Source organism: Acidaminobacter sp. JC074, from assembly GCF_022496765.1.
Taxonomy (GTDB): Bacteria; Bacillota; Clostridia; order Peptostreptococcales; family Acidaminobacteraceae; genus JABXKX01.
Genome location: NZ_VANV01000005.1, coordinates 101,814 through 122,281, shown reverse-complemented (window position 1 = coordinate 122,281; position 20,468 = coordinate 101,814). Strand labels below are relative to the sequence as shown.

The following is a 20,468-nucleotide window of genomic DNA, read 5'->3' as shown; positions in this document are numbered from 1 at the left end:
CTTGGTTTTCATAAGTAACCAAGCACTCGATGTGCCAGGATGCTAGGGCGAGCAGGAACTTGTTCCGACCAGCGCTGAGTTCTTATTATATTAGCCAAACTGGTACAGCCCAGTTTTCTTTGTTTATAGGGACAAGGTCATCACACATACATATAATGTTGCCTTTTGAATGTTCTTTTCCAGTTTTATCAAGTATTTTAAAGTGACGTCCAGAATTTGATTTTGGTTGACCACTTTTTTTAATTTCTATAGGTTGTAATAGTCCATTTTCCTCGATGATAAGATCAATTTCCTTTTGATCGGAGTCTCGATAATAGAAAATAGGAGGCCGTCTTCCTGCATTCAAATAGCTCTTTATAATTTCAGACACAACAAATGTTTCAAAAAATGCGCCTGACATTGCTGAAACTTCTAGTGATTCACTTGTTGTCCACCTAGTCAGATAAGCACATAATCCAGTATCCATAAAATACATATTAGGAGCTTTTACAATGCGCTTTAAAGCGTTGTTAAAGTAAGGTTCAATCAAAACAACGATACCAGATGTAACCAGGATTGACAGCCAGTTTTTAGCTGTAGGTGAGGAAATACCAACATCCTTTGCCAGTTCTGAGTAATTGACCATTTGACTTGTTCTTGCTGCACACGCTGTTAAAAAACGTTGAAACTGCATTTCATCAGCAACTTGCGTTAAATCTTTTATATCTCTACGGATATAGGTGTCTACATAAGAAGCATAATATCTTTCAATGCTTTGATTTGTTGCATGTAGTGCTGGCATAGAGCCTTTATGAATAAGTTTATAGACTTCATTAAGGCCTAGTTTCTTTGATTTCCCGATACGCTTCATAAGTCTATCGATATCAGTTGTATAAGGCTCATTAGTTGATACTTGTAACTCTGACAGGGATAATCCTTGCATAGGAAGAATCCCCACTCTACCAGCAAGGCTTTCGCTGACACCTTTCATCATGTGAAACATTTGAGAACCGGTTAGCCAAAAATCGCCCATCTTTTTATGTTTATCTACGTGCATTTTTATATAAGGGAGCAGTTCAGGGGCATATTGAATCTCATCTATAATTACTGGTGGTTCATATTTTTGTAAAAATAGCTGCGGTTCTTCTATTGCCAATCGTCTTGCTAAAGGATCATCAAGACTGATATAGTTTCTTTCATTACTAGACACATATTCTAAGAGAGTTGTTTTGCCCACTTGTCTTGGTCCTGTCAGTAGTAAGACTGGAAATGTACTTGAAACTTCTTTAATGATGCTTTCTAAAGATCTTTTTATAAACATACTTCCTCCTATGAAACGTGTAATTTAAAGTATAATATTAGATTACACGATATATGAGCAAATTACAACAAATTCGTGTAATTTAAAACATAATCTTAAATTACACGAATTATTATAATTATGTTCACATATATTATGTAATATATAGTTGACATAAAGCAATATATATATTACACTTGCAATATAAAGATTGCAGGAGGTTGGAATGCCAATTAACAAAATTAAATTTAGAAGAATGGAATTGGATATGACCCAAGGGGACCTTGCAAAAGCAGTTGGTGTAACTAGACAAACCATTGGACTTATTGAATCGGGTAAGTATAATCCGACGCTGAGTTTATGTATCAATATTTGCAAATCACTTGGGAAAACATTGGATGAACTATTTTGGGAGGATTAGCATGGGCTTTATAAAGGATTTTAGAAAGTACAAAATAATGATGCAAATCTTATTAGGTGTAGGTTTACTCGCACTTGCGAGTGCTGTATTTGTAAGTGAGGATGCTTTAAAGGGGATATTGATGGGATTTGGTACGAGTGTAACAAGTCTTTCAGGTATCAATCTTATATTTATGTACATCAAGCAGAAGAAAGATGATGCCTATGAAAGTGACATGAATTTAGAGTTTGCAGATGAAAGGCTTAAGCTTAATAAATTAAAGGTGCTGGCTTACTCAGGTATTGTCGGCATGATGGCTTTGGCATTTTCAAATGTGATTCACCTGCTGTTTGATACAGATGTTTTAATCGGAAACATGATCATCATATTTGGCTATGTGGCAGTCTTAGTTGGTTTAAAAGTCTATTACAGAAACAAATAGAGTCAATTAATGTTACCAAATAAAAATCATATAACAAGTATTTAGGAGATAAAATGGTTGAAGTAAAAGATTTAGAGAAAATTTTTAAGTTAAGCAGAAGACAGATGAAAAAAGATAAAACAACAACATCTAGAAAAGTTGCTGTTGGCGGCATCTCTTTTTCAGCAAAACCAGGTCAGATATTTGGTTTACTTGGCCCAAATGGTGCAGGTAAAACGACCACTCTTCGCTGTATTTCCACATTGATTAAACCAACAAATGGTGAGATTTTTGTTATGGGTATGGACAATCAGAAGAAATCAAGTGATGTAAGAGGAAAGCTAGCTTTTTTAACCAATGAACTTAAGCTGGACAATCACTTCACTGCAAGTGATACCATTCAGTACTTTGGTGAACTTCATAATATGACCCAAAGTGACATCAAGTTAAGAAGGGATGAACTCTTTAACTACTTTGGTATAACAGAGTTTAGAGACAGAAAGATTTCTGAGTTCTCAACAGGTATGAAGCAGAAGCTTTCCATAGCAGTCAGTTTGATTCATGATCCAGATGTTGTCATCTTTGATGAACCGACTAATGGACTAGACATCATAACGGCAAGAGCAGTAACGGATTATTTGATGAAATTAAGAGACGAAGGCAAAGTTGTGATTGTATCTACTCATATAATGACTGTTGCAGAGAAACTGTGTGATCAGATAGGTATCATCATTGATGGAAAGTTGATTATAAATGGTACATTAGATGAAATTCTTTCGTCATCTAATACAGAAAACTTAGAGGATGCCTTTTTTAAGTATTATTCAGAAGTGAGAGGTGTTTAATGGACAAGAGACTTTTAACAGTAATAAAAAAAGAGTTAAAGAGAATCTTTTCAGATAGAAGGCTGATATTTACAACAATGATTCTGCCTGCTCTTAGTATTTATGTCATGTATTCCATTATGGGGACCATGATGATGGACAGAATAGATGATGTGGAAGAAAATATCCCATCTATTATACTTGTTGATGCACCGGATTCTTTTAAAGATTTTGTAGATGAATCTAAATTTGATATTACTTATGTTGATGCGCCATCAAAGGATTATGAAGACCAGATCTTAAATGGCGAAGCTGAGATTTATATGATTTTTGATTCTGATTTTGATGATCTGGCTATGTCCTATGAACTGCCTAATGTAAAAAGGTATTACAATGGGTCAGAGGATTATTCACAAGAAGCCAGATACAATATAGACAATACTCTAAAAGATTATGAAGCCTATCTATTAGGAATGCGTATTGGCAATCCAGATCATGTGGAAGTCTTTGACTTGAACAGGGATGTAGAAAATCCTAGAATCCAGGATGAAAAAAAGGCTACAGGCAAGGGGCTTTCTATACTCTTTCCTATGATGATTGCCATCTTCTTGTTTTCAGGAGCCATGAGTGTAGGACCTGATATGATAGCGGGAGAAAAAGAAAGAGGTACCATGGCAACCTTACTCGTAACACCAGTCAAGCGTTCAACGCTTGCTATGGGTAAAATCATCGCACTAGGTGTTATAGCCATCATTACATCTGCTTCATCGCTTTTAGGCATCATTTTATCTATGCCTAGCGCTGGTGAAATGTTTTCACGAGACGGCATTGATATGGCTTCCTTACAATTTACAGGTATGGACTTTCTAGCCCTGATTGCGATTATGTTGACACTTGTCAGTTTATATGTAGCTGTTATCTGTTTGATTTCCATTATGTCTAAAACAATAAAAGAAGCCAATACCTATATGTCACCAATTTATATGGTAGTGATGGTTTCTGGTTTTACGACTATGTATACGACAGGTCCAGTTGAATCTTGGCGTTATTTTATTCCTGTATACGGCTCAATCATGGCCTTAAAAAAACTCTTTGCTTTTGAGTTAACAGCAAACGTGTTATTATATACATGTGGCTCTTCAATTGTAATTGCGGGTATTTTGATATACTTTATAAAGAGCCTATTTAATAATGAGCGTGTTATGTTTAATGCATAGGAGTAAGAAATGGATTTTTTTAGTATCTCATCATCGGTAGTTGATCGAGAAGATTTAAATATATATGAGAAGATGTGTTGTGTTGTTCTTGCAAGGTTTTTTCAAGATAGTGAAGAAGATGATTTGACCATGGAGATGCTGGCAAAACACATGGGTGTTGAGGAGATTGTTGCTAAAGGCGCTTTCTTTGCACTTAAGAAAAAGGGCATACTGGAATCGACTGAATCTGATGTCAAACCAGGTACAATCATCAAGGCTGATCAAGTGAAGACTGATGTGGTTGAAGGCATGCCTTTAACATATGATCAAAGACTGAATGAAGTCTTCAACATCATTGATGAGCATATCAATGAACGTGAAGCCAAGATCATACTAGGTTTTGCAGGCAATGATCTGGACAAAATCAGAGACAAGTATCAGGTTGCCAAGGCATCACAGTTCCAAGATAAAATTGAAGTACTGATACATGAACTTCAAAAGAAAGAACAGGGTAGGATTATTAAAAAAGATCTTGTGAATGAAGAACCTGTAGAAGCATTTACTTTTGAAGAAACACCAAAGACTCAGATCAATACTTATAAGATTAATTTAATGAAGAAATATGGTAAAAAGTAAGACTTGTCATCGACAAGTCTATTTTTTTAGCTCGTTTTCACCCCATGTACATAAGGCCTGTAAAACAGGCATAAGTGACAGTCCTTTTTCAGTCAGGGCATACTCTACCTTAGGCGGAACTTGAGGATATTCTTTTCTGGAGATAATGCCGTCTGATTCCAGTTCTTTTAGTTGAACTGACAGAACCTTATGGGTAACACCATTTAAAGCTTTTTTCAGCTGGCCATACCTCATGACTTCTTTTTTCCATAACCAAAATAGGATATGCATTTTCCATTTTCCTGATATAAGTGAAAAGGCATAAGCAAATGGTTTTATATTTACAATTGATTGATCCATGTCCATACTTTCTTTTTTGATAGTAGCTTTCTTAAAAGTGCATACTTTTATTTCTCTTATGCCAAGTATATAATAGCCTTGATTTAAATGCAAAGGAGCTAAGAGATGACAAGTTTATATAATCCAACAAGAGTTAAGAATATGAAATTAAAGAATAGGTTTTTTAAAGCAGCGGTTTGGGAAGGACTTGCTAAAGACGATGGTCATATGACTCAGAAACTGTATGATATTTATGAGTCTTATGCTAGAGGTGGTGTTGGTACCATCTTTACGGGCTATGCTTATATTTCAAAGGATGAAAAGCCTAATCCTAAAATGATGGGTATCTACAGCGATGATTTTATCAAAGACTATAAAAAGCTTACTGATATGGTTCATAGCTATGATGCTAATATAGTTATGCAAATCGTTTATGGTGGCTCACAGTCTCACTTAGAGCCACCCAGCCAAGAAATACTTGGACCATCTTCTATAACAAATGAACTAACAGGCATTAAACCAAAGGAGATGACTAAAGAAGATATTGATACTTTGATACAGTTTTATAAAGAGGCAGCTAGAAGAGTAAAATCCTCAGGTTTTGATGGCTTGTGCTTGCATGCTGCACATGGCTACCTTCTGAGTCAGTTTTTATGTCCTAGATACAATAAGAGAAAGGATGAGTATGGTGGCAGTTTAGAAAACAGGGCACGAATCATCCTTGAAGTCATCCAGTCTATCAGACAAGAAGTGGGAAGTGACTACCCTATCTTTGTAAAAATCAATTCTGAGGATTTTATGGAAGATGGTTTATCTAGCCGTGAGAGTATAGAGGTTTCAAAAATGCTTGAAAAGGCCAGTGTTGATGCCATTGAAGTCAGTGGTGGTAATGAGTCGACTAAAAGCGTTTTAGAAAACAATTTAGGTCCTGCAAGAAAGATTCGAAAGGCTTTAAATGAAGAAGAATCTTATTTTAAAGAACATGCTCTTAAGTTGAAAGAGGCTGTATCCGTTCCAGTTATCCTAACGGGCGGTAACAGAGATTATCACAAGATGAATGAACTTTTAAAGCAGGGTATAGATTATTTTGGACTAGGAAGACCACTGACATGCCAAGCAGATCTTGTGAATATGTGGAATAAGGATAAAAGCAAAAAATCTAGGTGTGTATCCTGTAACCAGTGTTATCATACCCCTGGAAAAAGATGCATTTTTAACATAAAAGATTAACCCAAATGGGTTAATCTTTTTGGCTCATACCTTTTGCAAAGACACCGATAAAGGCTTCACCAATATCTTGTCTAAAATCTTTATCACCACTGGTTACTAAGGGATCGCCATTAATTTCTAGAACTGCATAACCAATCAATGAAGCATATAAAAGTCTTGATAGGGCTTGTGGATTGTAATCTGCCACAAGGCCTTTTTCTTTTAATATATCAAGCTTTTCTGAGACGATTTCTAAAAATGGTTTAACAATTCTCTTAAAGTATAATTCTCCCAATGTTTTATCAGTTATAAAGAGTGGTAGAAGTGCCTTAAGCACTTCTCTTTCTTTTAACTGAGTTTCCCTAGATTGAGTACGTTCTTGATTAGAGTAAAGGTTTAGAAGAAATTCTTCCATGGATTCTACGTCTGTAGAAACTTGCCAATTTCTTCTTGAAGCGATATGTCTTTCTGCTATGCTCATAAGAATATCATCTTTATTTTTAAAGTAATTGTAAAGGGTACCTTCGGCCATATCTGCAACTTGGGCAATTTCCTTGGTGGTTGTATGTTTAAAACCCTTTTCAGAAACCACTTGAATAGCTGCATCCATGATCATGCCGCGCATTCTTTCTATACGTTTTGCCTTGCGATCTGTTGTCATTGAATTCCTCCTCATTTATTGAGTATATACTCATAATAAACCCGATTATCTGAAAACACAAGGTTTATTTTGGTAGAAATCACTTGACAAACCACAAAAATGAGCGCATACTCAAATTATGAGGAAGTACTCAAAAATGAATTGGAGGTTATTATGAAACTATCATATGAGTTTTCAACAAAGGAGTTTCCTGAAATAAAAGAGGTTGGTGGTAAGGCACTTTCATTGATTACCATGACTAAAATGGGATTTAATGTACCAAGAGGTATGGTCTTAACGGTAGACTTCTTTTCTGACTGGTTAAATGAGTTGAAAAGCTTAAGAGGCATAAATGATTATTGGCAAGATGAATCCAAGTTTAAACCTTTGGCTGATACCCTAAAATCACATGCAGATAGCCTATTGTTTACCGAAAAGCAAAAGTCACTGGTACTTGCTTACCTGTCTAATTATGAGTCAGAACAATTATTTGCCATTCGTTCATCTTCTCCAGAAGAAGATTTAGCGGGAGCATCCTTTGCAGGTGGTTATGAAACTATTTTAGGTTCAAATAGAGAAACAATCTTTGATGATATCAAAAAAGCATTCATTTCATGTTTGGATGAACGTGTATTTTTCTACAAGTCACAAAACGAATTTGATACATCCTTAATAAGAATTGCAGTGGTCATCCAAACTCAGATAGCATCAGACATGAGTGGTGTTGGATTTTCATTAAATCCTCTAAACAATTGTTATGATGAAGTGGTTATCAATGCCAACTCGGGACTTGGAGAAAGTGTTGTATCAGGTATGGTAACACCTGATGAGTGGATTATAGATAAGATAGATAAGAAAATATTAGATTATAACAAAGGCAGTAAGAAAAAGGCCATTGTTTTAGACCAAAATGGTGGAACAAGAATAATTTCAGGTGATTCAGATGCGACGGTACTTTCAGACGATCAAGTTTTAGAGTTAACAGACCTGATTGACCATGTAGAAAAATCATTTGGTTTTCCTGTTGACATTGAATGGGCTTACTCAGATAATGAACTCTACCTACTGCAATCTAGACCAATTACAACCTATGTACCAATACCTGAAGTCATGCAAACAGAGCCGCACGAAAAACGCATACTTTATTTAGATGGTAGTCTGGTCAAGCAGGGTATTACAAGCCCAATCTCTATATTGGGTGGGGACTGTATAGAGGTTATGCAGAATGTCATGTTTGGAGATCTAATGGGCAAAGATGTTACCAGCAATCCTAAGTATGGTATGGCAACGACTATGGGTGGTCGTATGTATATGAATATTTCGACAACAGCTAAACTACAAGGCTTGGATAGAATGGTCAACTCATGGAAGATGGTAGATGAAACCACGGCAAATATGCTGGAAGAGCTTGATACTGATGCTTATGTGCCTGAAAAATTGCCTGAGTTTATGAAGGGTGCTTTATGGGGAGCTGTAAAGAACAATATGACTTCCATGAAAGCTACAATGAAAGCTATGAAAAAACCGCAGGACTACAAGGATTGGTATCAGCCTTTTGAAGATGAGTTTGACAAGTATTTAAAAGAATATACATTCCATGGTTCAGTAAAAGAAATTGCATATGAGACGTCTATGGCTTACATGGCGCTTTTAAAGAAAATGTTACCTTTTACCTATGCAGCAGAGTTTTCAAGAAAAAAATTATCTAAGCAATTAAACAAGTATTTTGATGATGGATCAGACCGTATGCAACTTTTAGAAAGATCATTACCTGATAATGTGACTATAGATATGGGCATGGCTATGTATGAGCTTTCCCAATATAAAGAAGTTAGAGATAACGACTATTCTACATTTAAAGCCATGACTTGGTCTGATGAATTTACGGCTAAATGGCAGGCGTATCTAGCAACCTATGGTTGTAGGACCCACAATGAACTTGACATTGCCGTTAAAAGAGCTTATGAAGATATTGACCAATTGTTCAATCAAATAAAAGCCATGTCAACCATTGATGATGCATTCAGTCCTGTGACCGTTTACAATCAGTCACAAAAGTTAAGAAAAGAAACATACGATGATCTAATTGCTAAAATGAATGATAGTGCTGGAAAGAAACTAAACAAGAGTTATGAAGCCTTGGTTTTACTTGGTGGCAAAAGAGAAGCTTTGAAGTATTGGTGGATAAGAACACTTGACGTGGTTAGAAAGGCTATTTTAGATCAAGGTAATAACTTGGTTCAACAAGGGAAACTGACGGATATCAATGATATATTCTGGTTCCATTTAGAGGATTTAGACCAGTTAGAGTCAATGGAAAAAGAAGCTGTTGATGAACATATTATTAAGAATAAAAGATACTTTGACAAACTATCACAAGTTCATCATTTTCCTAAGATGATTGACTCAAGAGGTAAAATTCTATCTGCAAAAAAAACAGAGGTAAAAGAAGGCGAAGTTGCCGGTCAACCTATCTCTCCTGGTGTGGTAAAAGGACGCATTAAGGTACTTAAGACACCTGATGAAAAGCCACTATTACCGGGTGAAATTATGGTGACAAGTGCCACAGATCCAGGTTGGACCCCACTTTTTATCAATGCATCAGCCATTCTTTTAGAAGTTGGTGGTTTGCTCCAACATGGTGCTTTGGTCGCTAGAGAATATGGTAAACCTTGTATAGCAGGTATTGAGGGTGTCATGTCAACTTTCAAAGATGGTCAACTTGTTGAAGTTGATGCGACAAGAGGTATTGTTAAACTCTTGGAGGTTGGTTATGAGGAAAAAAGTTGATTTACTCACAGACGATATAGGTCATTTAATAAAATCACTTAGTATACCAGCCTTCTTTGGTATTGTCATAAACCTACTTTATGGATTTATAGACGGCATTGTCATTGGGGATGGTATTGGACAAAATGCCTTAGGTGGTGTAACGGTCATATTTCCACTGACCCTTATAATTATTTCGTTTGCCTCACTCATTGGAGAAGGCTTAGGATCTTATGTGGCAAGAGAGATTGTTGTAAATAAGACACATGTCATAAAAGCCATTCAAACAGGTTTTGCATTAATGACTTGGATAATCATTGTTATTATAAGCATGAGTTTTGTTTTTATAGATCCTTTGTTAAGACTCTTAGGCGGCGTTGATCAAGTATTTGAATTTGCCAAGACTTATTATTTATCACTTTTAATAGGACTGCCTTTTATGGCATGGAGTTTGGTATACTTTCATATGCTTAATGCCCAGGGAGAAATCAAGGTAGTTATGAAAGCCATGATGATCAGCTCAGTCATCAATATTGTTTTAGATATCTTGTTTGTTTATGCTTTTACTTGGGGAGTTTATGGCGCTGGTATTGCAACTGCGATAGCTCAAATATATTGGTTTAGCCATATGCATATCCATGCCAATAAGGGGCAGATGCTGACATTGAAGATGCCAGTTAAGTTTAGAGTAGACTTAAGATATGCAAAGGCAATAATAGTTGTTGGTCTGTCTGCCTTTATCAGGCAAGTTGGTGTCAGCATATCACTTATTTTAATAAATACCATGGCAAGTTCTTATGATGTTATATACCTTACAAGCTTTGGTGCAACGCAGAGGATATTACGTTTGATTATTTCACCAATAGCTGCTATTAGTACAGCATTCAAACCCATTGTCGGCCAGAATTTTGGAAAAGGGCATTATGAACGAGTGCAAAATACCATTCGTTATTCCGTAAGAACCTCATTATTAGTAGGCTGTGTCTTGTTTCTAATCATCCTAGTCGTAAGACAACCCTTAGGTCTTTTATTTGGTATCTCTCATGCTGAGATAAGTATCTTTGAAAAAGTTTTGATGTTGACATGTGCCTTACTTCCAATCTATGGTGTTCAACACCTGGCTGTGGCATATTTTATAGCACTTGGTATGGCCAAAGAAGCCGTTTATTTGAACTTGCAAAAACAGGTCATTATCTTAATGCCATTGGTTTTCATTTTACCGAAACTGTTTGGTGTATATGGCTTGTTTATGGCACTACCGCTTTCAGACCTCTTAAGTATTGGTATAGCCTTTATTATGATGAAAAGGAGTATTCATCGCTTAATCATAAAAGAAGTTCCTAGTTAGGAACTTCTTTAAATGTATCAATGAGTTTTTCTATTTCACTTGCGTTTAGTCTTGAGACATCTTGAGATGCTTTTACAATCATTTTAGTGATGAACTTGTCCATAAATTTCATCTTTGAAAGTTTGAGCTCATAGCCGAAATGATAAGTTTTGACTTTTTTTAATTGACTTGGAACCAGTGATTGATAGTCTGTTTCTTCATTGCAGCAAAAGAAGATAGACAGGTCTTTATCTTGTAGATCATCATTTTTTTCTACAAAGTCTGTAAGAGGCTTTCTGAGCTTACCCATATAAACTGAAGTACCTAGTATGATATGTGAATAATCATCTAGGGTAATAGATGTGTCCTGGTCTAAGGAATTTATGTCACATCCTAAACTCTTTGAAATTTTTTCAGCGCAAGACTTTGTTGTACCGTATTTTGATGAATAAAGTACCAATGTTTTCATGGTAAGCTCCTTTCTATTATAAGAATATCTTTGCATTTTAGTCAGCTGGTGTTATAATAAAGGTAATGCATTACCTTTATTAGGTAGTATATTACCTTTTTATACATATGTCAAGGAGGCACCATGGATTATTCAAGAGAAATATTTGCAAGACTCTTTTTATTAACAAGAAAATGGGAGGTCTTATTTAATAGGAAAAATACTGAACTTACCCTGAAGCAGATGATGTGCTTAATTGTTGTAAACAGTGGATTTGACCATGATCCAACCATTAAAGAAATTGCAGGTGTGCTTTCTACGTCACATCAAAATATCAAGGCAATTGTCCTTCAGCTAGAAAAAAAATCATTTGTTTCATTATACAAAGATTCACAAGATAAACGCATAACTAGAGTTAAAATATCTGAAACTAAAGCCTCTTATTGGCAGAAGCAAAATGTAGAAGATGAAAAAACAATGGGGGCATTATTTGAGGGAATTTCAGAGGAACATCTAAAAATAACCTTAGAAACCATTTTAAAGTTAGATGAGAACGTAAGTTACTAAAAAATGCTTATTACCCAGAAGGTAGTAAGCATTTTATTTTATCACGATAAATGCAACGATGAAAATTACTACAATAATCAAACCCAAGATAACATTGAAGTTAGTTACTGAGGTATCATATCTTGTTTTAGGATTGGCAGCGCCAAACTCTTCTTGTTTGTCATTGGTTGTTGATTTTCCGTCTAACATAGCATCCTCCCTTATCTATAAAAATATTATACCATGAAGCTTGTATCCAGGTAGCTATGTACATGAAAGTGTTTATTTGAAACATGAAACTTCAGTCTAAAATAAACGTGTAATCTATGATTTTACACTTTGTTGAACTGCCTTGGATACTGGTCACGATGGTATAGATAAAAATTTACCTGCATAAAAAATCATTTTCTTGTTGACAAGTCCATGTCAAAGACCTATACTAGATTCAACAATTATATAGTACTTATCAAGAGTGATGGAGGGACTGGCCCTATGAAATCCGGCAACCAGCTTTAAGCATGGTGCTAAATCCAGCGGTGAATACCGAAAGATGAGTGGGAAACAAGGCATACGTATACTCTCCTTTCGGAGAGTATTTTTTTTATATGAGTTATTGCTTGTTCACACTCTTGATACAAGGGGGAAATATGAGAACTTACGAATCGATTAATGAAAAAATCAAATCAGGCAAGGCAGTTGTTGTTACAGCTGAAGAGGTTGTACAAATTGTCAAAGAAGTTGGCGTTGAAAAAGCAGCCAAGCAAATAGATGTTGTGACAACAGCTACATTTGGACCTATGTGTTCTTCAGGGGCTTTTATAAATTTTGGTCACGCCAGCCCAGCCATTAGGATGGAGAAGGTAACGCTAAACAATGTGCCAGCATCAGGTGGTCTTGCTGCAGTGGACACTTATATTGGTGCTACTGAGGAGTCTTTAGAAAAGGGCTACGAATACGGTGGTGCCCATGTTATATGTGACTTGATAGAAGGTAAAGAAGTTGAATTAAAGGCTACAGGCAAAGGCACAGACTGCTATCCAAGAAAAGAAGTATCGAGAAAAGTTAAGCTTGAAGATTTAAATGAGGCTTATATATACAATCCAAGAAACTGTTATCAAAATTATGCAGCAGCAGCCAATACATCTAAGCAGCCTCTTTATACCTATATGGGGACACTACTGCCAGATGTTAATGTCGTGACTTACTCAACTGCTGGTACACTCAGTCCACTTCTAAACGATCCACATTATAGAACCATTGGCATTGGTACAAGAATCTTTTTAGCTGGTGCTCAAGGTTATGTTGCATGGAGAGGTACTCAGTTTAACTCAGCAGCAAAAAGAGATGAAAATGGTATTCCAATTGGTACAGGTGGTACCCTTGCACTTGTTGGTGACATGAAAGAAATGTCTAGAGAGTATATAGCACCAGCTGTTTATGAAAAGTATGGTACATCCATGTTTGTAGGTGTCGGTATTCCAATTCCGATTTTAGATGTTGAGATGATGAAGCAAGTATCTATTGGAAATGATCAGTTAAAGACAAATGTTTTAGACTATTCGGTGAGTGACGGGCCTAAGCCTGTACTGGCAAGAGTTTCATATGAAGAATTACAATCAGGCAAAATTACAGTAGGTGATAAGGAAGTAAAAACAGCACCTTTGGCATCTTTATACAAGGCTAGAAAGATTGCAGGTGAACTTAAAGAGCAAATAAAAAAAGGTCAATTTTACTTATCTAAACCCGTAGAACTATTTGATTCAAACAGTGTGACTAAACCAATGAAGGAGGCTTCTGATGAGAATTAAAATGATTTTAAAGTTTCCTAAGAAGGTAACCAACACACCCATCACTTATGACTTGATTAAGAAATTTGATCTAAGGGTGAATATATTAAAGGCGGATATCAACTACAAGTTAGAAGGTTATTTGGTATTTGACATTGACGGTAATTCCAAGCAAGTTGCTGAAGCCTTGGCTTATTTAGAAGATGCTGGCGTAGAAGCAGATTTAATTACAAATACCATAGAAATTGATAAAAACACATGTGTATCATGTGGTATTTGTACATCAGCATGTACGGTTAGAGCATTATCAATGAATCGAGAGGACTGGACACTTAACTTTACAGAAGAAAGATGTGTTGGATGTAACAGGTGTATCGACGCCTGTCCTACTAGAGCAATATCCAACGCTATGTGGTAATTCATATGTATCAAGAAAGAGTATATAGAGAACAAATCAGAAGCGAAAAACTTCATAGAAAGACATTGATTGATAAGGAAACAGATCTTTTGATTGTAACATCATCAGCTTTTTGTCAAGAAGACTATGTTACAAAACTAAGGTCGGATGTTTCAGATTATATAGGTAGAAGAAATGAGTTTACAGGCTTAGAACCCATTGACATGGATTTGTTTGCACCAAAGGTAATCCAGCATATGATTGAAGCATCAAGTCAGGCGGGCGTAGGTCCCATGGCAACTGTTGCTGGCGCCATTTCTCATTATGTGGGTGAGTCGTTAAATGACCATGAAATCATGATAGAAAATGGTGGTGATATTTATCTTAAGTCCAATGAAGATAAGGTGATTGCCATTTATGCTGGTGATTCACCATTTTCTAATCAAGTAGGCATAAAAATTAAATCAGAAGATACACCAATCGGTATTTGTACATCTGCAGGCAAAGTGGGTCATTCACTTAGCTTTGGTAATACAGATGCAGTTGTTGTTATTTCTGAGGATACACTTTTAGCAGATGCTACAGCAACGGCTATTGGTAACAGGGTCAAAACAGCTGAAGATATTAAAGAAGGTTTGGAATTTGGTAAGTCCATCAGAGGCATTGCTGGTATTGTCATCATCATCGATGATGAACTAGGCGCATGGGGTGATATTGAACTGGTAAGTGTGGATGGATAAGTCTTTAGTGCTTAAGTATTTGGGTTATGAAAATCAAGTCATTGATGAAGACCTAGATGAAAAAATTGACAGGCATATGCAGACCATGTCTCAGGTTAGTGGTCATACCATCTACCAGATCTTTGATATAAAAAAAGATGATCTGATTTATGTAAGGGGTACTAAACTTGAATTAAGAGGCAGGAGTATCAAACACATCTTAAGTCAAGCAAATCAGATAGTCCTGTTTGCAGCCACTCTTGGACCAGAAGTGGACCAGGTCATTTTAAAAGCCGGTTACTTATCAAAAGTGGACCAGATGATCTTAGATGCATGTGCCAGTGTTAGAATCGAAGAGCTACTGGACCTTATGGCCGAAGGCATTAATAAATTTCAAACGCCAAGGTTTAGTCCAGGTTATGGTGATCTAGATATATCTATTCAAAAGGCCTTGGTTCAAGTGATTGATGGCAGAAGGATCGGTTTGACAGTAACAGATTCTTCGCTTTTGATTCCTAAAAAATCTGTAACAGGGATTATAGGTTTATCAGATCAGATCATGGACATCACTTATAGGTTTTGTGATGATTGTTTAAAGAGAACATCTTGTGATTTTAAGATATGTAGTAGGGAGTAAATATGAATTTTAAATCGTTTTTGAAGACGCATCAAGTCCTTTTTGATGGGGCAATGGGGACTCAAGTTCAATTATTAGGTTTACCACTGGGGACTGTGCCAGAAACCATTACCTTAGAAAGACCGGATGATTTGCTGAAGATCCATAAAGCTTATGTAAATGCTGGTTCAGACGTTATTTCGACCAATACATTTGGTGCCAGTGCTTATAAGTTAAAAGAAACATCTTATTCAGTAGGAGAAGTTGTCACAAAGGGTATTTCTATCGCTAAAAAATCTGGTGCCAAGTATGTGGCCCTTGATTTAGGACCTGTCGGTATAATGATGAAACCCATCGGCAATATGACATTTGAAGAGGCTTATGATGCCTTCAAAGAACAGGTAGAGTATGCTGAAGGTGCTGATCTGGTCTTAATTGAGACTATGTCAGATCTTAATGAAGTAAGGGCTGCCATTTTAGCAGTAAAAGAAAATACAGACTTGCCTGTCATTGTATCTATGACCTTCCAAGAAGACGGTAGAACACTAACGGGCGTGACGCCAAAGTCTTATGTCAATGCAGTAGAAGCGCTTGGTGTAGATGGATTAGGTGTCAACTGTTCATTAGGACCAGAACAACTGCTTCCGATTATTGAAGAAATCACAAAGGTAGCCACAGTACCAGTGATTGTACAGGCCAATGCAGGTCTTCCACAAGTCATTGGTGGTAAAACAACCTTCTCTGTTACTCCTAAGTCTTATAAAATATTTGCAGAGAAATTTTTAGATTTAGGCGTTAGAATCATTGGCGGTTGCTGTGGTACAGGACCAGACCATATAGCTGAAATCAGATCTTTAATGGGTCAAGTAGATTTTGAGGCAAATGACAAAGTATATGCGGTTTCATCAACGTCTAAATATGAGGCCTTTGAGAATTTTGTTAAAATTGGTGAGCGGATCAATCCTACTGGTCATAAGAAGTTGAAGGCAGCTTTAAAAGCAGACGATTTAAGCTTGGCCATTAGAGAAGGTATTGAACAGACGAGTGCAGGTGCCCATGTATTAGATGTTAATGTGGGGCTTCCAGACATCGATGAAGAAGATGTCATGAAAAGGGTTGTAGATGAACTTTCGAGTGTTTCAGATCTACCCCTTCAAATCGATTCTTCTAAGTCGAAGGTAATAGAGGCTGGTTTAAGAAGATTTCCTGGAGTAGGTATCATTAACTCTGTTAATGGTAAACAGAAATCTATGGATAAAATTTTCCCTATAGCAAAAAAGTATGGTGCGATGGTTATTTGCTTAACTCTTGATGAAGAGGGGATTCCAGAAACTTATGAGGCCAGAGTTAGAATTGCAGAAAAAATGATCAAAGAAGCCAAGAAGTATGGTATTGCAGAGGAAAGGCTGATTATAGATTGTTTGGTACTAACGGTATCAGCACAACAATCACAGGTTATGGCCACCATAGAGGCTATAAGGACTCTAACTACCAAATACAAGGTCAAAACAACACTGGGTATCAGCAATGTATCATATGGTATGCCTAATAGACCATTACTGACAAGAACATTTTTAAGTCTAGCCATGCAGGCAGGTTTATCTTCAGCTATATTAGACCCTTTAGATGATCATTTATACAATACCATTTTATCCATGAATGTTTTATTAAATAAGGATGTGGGTGGCCAGGATTATATAGAAAATATCAAAGAAATCACTGCTTCTAAGGTATCAAAAGTAGATACTGTACAAAAGTCAGACTTACTTGAAATGATTATGAAGGGTTATAGAGAGGAAACACTATCTTATACAGTCAAACAATTAGAGACCCTTTCTCCTATAGAGGTAGTTAATGAAAAATTGATACCTACACTTGATGAAGTTGGCCTTTTATTTGATAAGAAGAAGATCTTTTTACCTCAACTTATAAGGGCTGCAGAAACCATTGGTGTTGCCTTTGATGAAATAAAATCACGTCTTCAATCTAATAATCAAATCTCAAAAGGTAAGATTGTTATGGCGACAGTATATGGTGATGTTCACGATATCGGTAAAAACCTAGTCAAAATTTTACTGGAGAACTATGGCTATGAAATCATTGATTTAGGTAAGGATGTTCCACCTGAAGTGGTTGTTGAATCCGTACTTAAAAATAACATCAAGCTGGTTGGTCTGTCAGCACTTATGACAACAACCGTCGAGAGTATGGAGAAGACCATTAAGCTTATAAGGGAAGCGTGCAAAGATACCAAGGTCTTTGTTGGTGGCGCTGTATTAACAGAAGAATACTCTAAGAAAATTGATGCAGACTTTTATTGTAAAGATGCCAAAGCATCTGTTGAGGTTGCACAAGAAGTTCTAAGATAAGGTTAATCAAAAAGAGACGATTAGTCTCTTTTTTCGTATAAGAATTCAATTATATTTTTGTGAATAATTCCATTTCTTGAATGATTGACTTCATCCATAGAAATTACAAACTTAGGGAAGTTATCTTCTATTGCCTCTAGTACTGAAAATTCTCTTTTAATTGTAGAGTCACTCGCCAATAAATAGGTTACTTGTATATACATAGTCGAAGAGCCATCACTAGCTATGAAATCAATTTCTTTATCGTCGTATTTACCTACTTCGATGGTGTAACCACGCCTCTTAAGTTCAATGAACACAATATTTTCTAGGGCCTGGCCAATATCCTTCTCATTATTAAAGTATAATTGTCTGATACCTAAGTCATTAATATAGTATTTTTCATTGGCTCTAAGAACTTCTTTACCTTTTACATTAAACCGTGAAACACTGTAAATAAGGTAAGAATTCTTTGCAGCTTCAATATACTGATAAATTGTTTCGCGTGATAGTTTTCTTCCTTCATTCTTTAAGTACTTAGTTATTGTACCAGCAGAAAAAGTCTGACCGATATTATTTAGTAGATATTGCATAAATCTCTTAAACAAATCAATATTTTTAACATGATATCTTTCCACAATATCCTTAAGTAAAATAGATTGGTACATGTCCATAATGTAGTTTTTTCTTGTTCTTTCACTATCGAACTGAAGACTTCCAGGTAATCCACCAGATTTTATATAATCTATAAACTCGTGATTGCTTGGACGGTGATTGTAAATTTCATTTAAAGATAAGGGATATATCTCAATAGTGTAAAGACGCCCTGTTAAATAGGTAGCTAGTTCTCCAGAGAGTAATTTAGAGTTGGATCCTGTGATATAAATGTCAGTATGACCTTTGGAATGTAGTGAATTAATTACTTTCTCAAATTGGTTGACTTCTTGAATTTCATCAAGAAAAATATAGTATGTATTGTCCGTAACCATTTTTTCGCTGATATACTGATGAAGTTTCATGTAGTCTTTAAGTTCTTCATGTTCTAACCATTCTAAGTTGATACTGATGATTTGATCTTTTGAGACTCCTTTTTTTATAAGTTCGTCTTGAATTTGAATTAAGAGTGTAGATTTGCCCACACGTCTCATCCCCAGAAGTACTTTAATGACATGTTTGTCCATAACCTGTTTGACTTCATTTATGTATTGTGTACGTTTAATCATCATTTGACATCACCTCATTTTCATCATAACATTGGAATGTCTTTTCAACAAGACATTTTTGATGTATATCACCAAAATGTCTCTTTAAAAAGACAAAAATGGTTAAACTGCATAAAATGTCTCATAAAAAAGACATTTTATGCAAAAAAATAACACTCAAAACGAGTGTTATCAGATAATTAATTTTAAGTTAGGTTTATCTCATTTCTTCCAAAATATCTTTAAGCACAGCCACTGCCTTATCAATATCATCATAGTTGTTGAAGAAGTGACATGAGAATCTTGTTGCATTAAATCTAGGTGAAACAATAACGTTTCTTTTCGTTAACTCTTTGGCAACTTCTTCACCATCAAGACCTGGGAATCTAACTAAGACAGAGCCAGTTCTACGACTTTCTTCTCTTGGTGATAAAATCTCTAAACCCATTTCGTCTAATTTTTCCATCAGGTAGTTGGCAACTAAAATAGCTTGTTTAAAGATGTTTTCTATACCTAGATCCATAATATAGTTGATTGATTCACCAAGGGCATAACCTGCTGAATAACTCATTGTAGAATACTCATAGCCTCTTAAGCCATCATTATACTCGTATCTCGTCGCATCAAAGATATATGGATTTTTCATTGAACGCCAACCGACAAAAACAGGTTCAATTTCATTTTTTAGAGATTCTCTAATATAAACAATTGCAGCCCCAAAAGGACCACACAACCATTTATATCCACCTGCAACAAGCGCATCCACATCTGTATCCATTACATCAATAGGAACAACACCTGCAGACTGAGTCGCATCAATGATACATTTGGTATTGTTGTCATGACACAACCCCGCAAGTTCTTTTAGATCAAATCGAACACCGTTTGAGTACTGTGCATGACCGACACAAACAACAGAAGTTTCCTCATCCATCAGATCTCTAATCTGATCAATAAATAAATCTGCGGGCTTATCTTTTACATTTACAAAACGAATCTCTGCACCCGTTTCCATGGCAACTCTTCTCCATGGTGTCACACCAGATGGGAATTCTATGTCTACAACGATGATGTTGCCTTTGGGTTTTAATGCCCATGCGATTTGACAAAGCCCCTCTGTAGCGCTAGATGTGATGGCTATGTTTTCTTCAGAGCAGTTGAAAAGTCTAGCCGAGGCTGAACGGGTATTTTCTACAGATGCAATTTCTGCTTCCTCATCAAAGCTTACAGTGCCTGCATAGGCAATCTTATTCATAAAAGCTTTTAGTGACTCCTGTACCGGTAATGGCATAATAGAGATCGATGATGAGTTTAAATAAACGTATTCTTTTAGTGCTGGGAAATCTTCTCTTATTTTATCAATGTTAAATTCTTTCATTATTTTTC

Annotated in this window: 21 protein-coding genes and 1 riboswitch; of the genes, 14 read left to right on the top strand and 7 right to left on the bottom strand. The window is 36.0% G+C overall.

The annotated features are described in order from the left end of the window. Positions 1-85 precede the first annotated feature (85 nt). The gene (locus tag EZV73_RS06610; protein WP_240839460.1) at positions 86-1,300 is read right to left on the bottom strand and encodes an ATP-binding protein; all 1,215 of its coding nucleotides are present in this window, start codon (positions 1,298-1,300) and stop codon (positions 86-88) included. A 205-nt stretch (positions 1,301-1,505) separates the two neighbouring features. Here EZV73_RS06610 and EZV73_RS06605 point away from each other — a divergent pair, with 205 nt between their 5' ends. From EZV73_RS06605 to EZV73_RS06585, 5 genes are read left to right on the top strand one after another with little or no spacing between them, the layout of a single operon-like run. Then, positions 1,506-1,700 (top strand): helix-turn-helix transcriptional regulator, encoded by a 195-nt coding sequence (locus EZV73_RS06605; protein WP_240839459.1) that lies wholly within the window; start codon positions 1,506-1,508, stop codon positions 1,698-1,700. Position 1,701: 1 nt separating this feature from the next. After that, a complete protein-coding gene (locus tag EZV73_RS06600) occupies positions 1,702-2,121 on the top strand; it encodes a hypothetical protein (protein ID WP_240839458.1) in 420 nt (139 codons plus the stop codon). Positions 2,122-2,174: 53 nt separating this feature from the next. Further along, on the top strand, positions 2,175-2,945 hold the full coding sequence (locus EZV73_RS06595; protein ID WP_240839457.1) for an ABC transporter ATP-binding protein: 771 nt from the start codon (positions 2,175-2,177) through the stop codon (positions 2,943-2,945). Then, a complete protein-coding gene (locus EZV73_RS06590; RefSeq protein WP_240839456.1) occupies positions 2,945-4,141 on the top strand; it encodes an ABC transporter permease in 1,197 nt (398 codons plus the stop codon). The genes EZV73_RS06595 and EZV73_RS06590 overlap by 1 nt, the downstream gene beginning before the upstream one ends. A gap of 9 nt (positions 4,142-4,150) precedes the next feature. After that, positions 4,151-4,756 (top strand): hypothetical protein, encoded by a 606-nt coding sequence (locus EZV73_RS06585; RefSeq protein ID WP_240839455.1) that lies wholly within the window; start codon positions 4,151-4,153, stop codon positions 4,754-4,756. Positions 4,757-4,774: 18 nt separating this feature from the next. Here EZV73_RS06585 and EZV73_RS06580 read toward each other — a convergent pair whose 3' ends face one another. Further along, a complete protein-coding gene (locus tag EZV73_RS06580; protein WP_330636965.1) occupies positions 4,775-5,095 on the bottom strand; it encodes a helix-turn-helix domain-containing protein in 321 nt (106 codons plus the stop codon). A 105-nt stretch (positions 5,096-5,200) separates the two neighbouring features. Between EZV73_RS06580 and EZV73_RS06575 the strand changes: the two genes are divergently transcribed. Beyond that, positions 5,201-6,304 (top strand): NADH:flavin oxidoreductase, encoded by a 1,104-nt coding sequence (locus EZV73_RS06575; RefSeq protein WP_240839453.1) that lies wholly within the window; start codon positions 5,201-5,203, stop codon positions 6,302-6,304. Positions 6,305-6,314: 10 nt separating this feature from the next. Here EZV73_RS06575 and EZV73_RS06570 read toward each other — a convergent pair whose 3' ends face one another. Continuing rightward, entirely contained in the window at positions 6,315-6,944 is a 630-nt protein-coding gene (locus EZV73_RS06570; protein ID WP_240839452.1) for a TetR/AcrR family transcriptional regulator, read from the bottom strand. A gap of 153 nt (positions 6,945-7,097) precedes the next feature. On the opposite strand from EZV73_RS06570, the gene EZV73_RS06565 reads away from it, so the two are divergent. Both EZV73_RS06565 and EZV73_RS06560 read left to right on the top strand, forming a co-directional pair. Further along, a complete protein-coding gene (locus EZV73_RS06565) occupies positions 7,098-9,713 on the top strand; it encodes a PEP/pyruvate-binding domain-containing protein (protein ID WP_240839451.1) in 2,616 nt (871 codons plus the stop codon). Continuing rightward, on the top strand, positions 9,697-11,040 hold the full coding sequence (locus EZV73_RS06560) for an MATE family efflux transporter (protein WP_240839450.1): 1,344 nt from the start codon (positions 9,697-9,699) through the stop codon (positions 11,038-11,040). Before EZV73_RS06565 ends, EZV73_RS06560 begins: the two co-directional genes overlap by 17 nt. On the opposite strand, the gene EZV73_RS06555 is transcribed toward EZV73_RS06560, so the two are convergent. Next, entirely contained in the window at positions 11,033-11,488 is a 456-nt protein-coding gene (locus tag EZV73_RS06555; RefSeq protein ID WP_240839449.1) for a flavodoxin domain-containing protein, read from the bottom strand. The two genes, EZV73_RS06560 and EZV73_RS06555, sit on opposite strands and share 8 nt — an antisense overlap. Before the next feature lie 123 nt (positions 11,489-11,611). Here EZV73_RS06555 and EZV73_RS06550 point away from each other — a divergent pair, with 123 nt between their 5' ends. Continuing rightward, positions 11,612-12,034: a MarR family winged helix-turn-helix transcriptional regulator gene (locus EZV73_RS06550; protein WP_240839448.1), complete on the top strand. Its 423-nt coding sequence runs from the start codon at positions 11,612-11,614 to the stop codon at positions 12,032-12,034. Between the two features lie 33 nt (positions 12,035-12,067). On the opposite strand, the gene EZV73_RS06545 is transcribed toward EZV73_RS06550, so the two are convergent. Then, the gene (locus EZV73_RS06545) at positions 12,068-12,223 is read right to left on the bottom strand and encodes a hypothetical protein (RefSeq protein ID WP_240839447.1); all 156 of its coding nucleotides are present in this window, start codon (positions 12,221-12,223) and stop codon (positions 12,068-12,070) included. A 250-nt stretch (positions 12,224-12,473) separates the two neighbouring features. Beyond that, positions 12,474-12,570, top strand: a riboswitch (SAM riboswitch). 90 nt (positions 12,571-12,660) lie between these two features. Between EZV73_RS06545 and EZV73_RS06540 the strand changes: the two genes are divergently transcribed. Genes EZV73_RS06540 through EZV73_RS06520 form a run of 5 tightly spaced genes read left to right on the top strand, consistent with a single transcriptional unit; the run spans position 12,661 to position 17,901 of the window. Beyond that, complete coding sequence (locus EZV73_RS06540) at positions 12,661-13,821, top strand: homocysteine biosynthesis protein (RefSeq protein ID WP_240839446.1); 1,161 nt, start codon at positions 12,661-12,663, stop codon at positions 13,819-13,821. Then, positions 13,811-14,218, top strand: coding sequence for an NIL domain-containing protein (locus tag EZV73_RS06535; RefSeq protein WP_240839445.1), 408 nt, complete (start codon positions 13,811-13,813; stop codon positions 14,216-14,218). Before EZV73_RS06540 ends, EZV73_RS06535 begins: the two co-directional genes overlap by 11 nt. A 5-nt stretch (positions 14,219-14,223) precedes the next feature. Continuing rightward, positions 14,224-14,937: a UPF0280 family protein gene (locus EZV73_RS06530; protein ID WP_240839444.1), complete on the top strand. Its 714-nt coding sequence runs from the start codon at positions 14,224-14,226 to the stop codon at positions 14,935-14,937. Then, positions 14,930-15,553, top strand: a complete 624-nt coding sequence (locus EZV73_RS06525; RefSeq protein WP_240839443.1) for a vitamin B12 dependent-methionine synthase activation domain-containing protein — start codon at positions 14,930-14,932, stop codon at positions 15,551-15,553. Before EZV73_RS06530 ends, EZV73_RS06525 begins: the two co-directional genes overlap by 8 nt. Before the next feature lie 2 nt (positions 15,554-15,555). Then, a complete protein-coding gene (locus EZV73_RS06520; protein ID WP_240839442.1) occupies positions 15,556-17,901 on the top strand; it encodes a homocysteine S-methyltransferase family protein in 2,346 nt (781 codons plus the stop codon). 20 nt (positions 17,902-17,921) lie between these two features. Here EZV73_RS06520 and EZV73_RS06515 read toward each other — a convergent pair whose 3' ends face one another. Beyond that, complete coding sequence (locus tag EZV73_RS06515; protein WP_240839441.1) at positions 17,922-19,106, bottom strand: ATP-binding protein; 1,185 nt, start codon at positions 19,104-19,106, stop codon at positions 17,922-17,924. A 193-nt stretch (positions 19,107-19,299) separates the two neighbouring features. After that, a complete protein-coding gene (locus EZV73_RS06510; protein WP_240839440.1) occupies positions 19,300-20,460 on the bottom strand; it encodes an aminotransferase class V-fold PLP-dependent enzyme in 1,161 nt (386 codons plus the stop codon). Between the last annotated feature and the right edge of the window lie 8 nt (positions 20,461-20,468).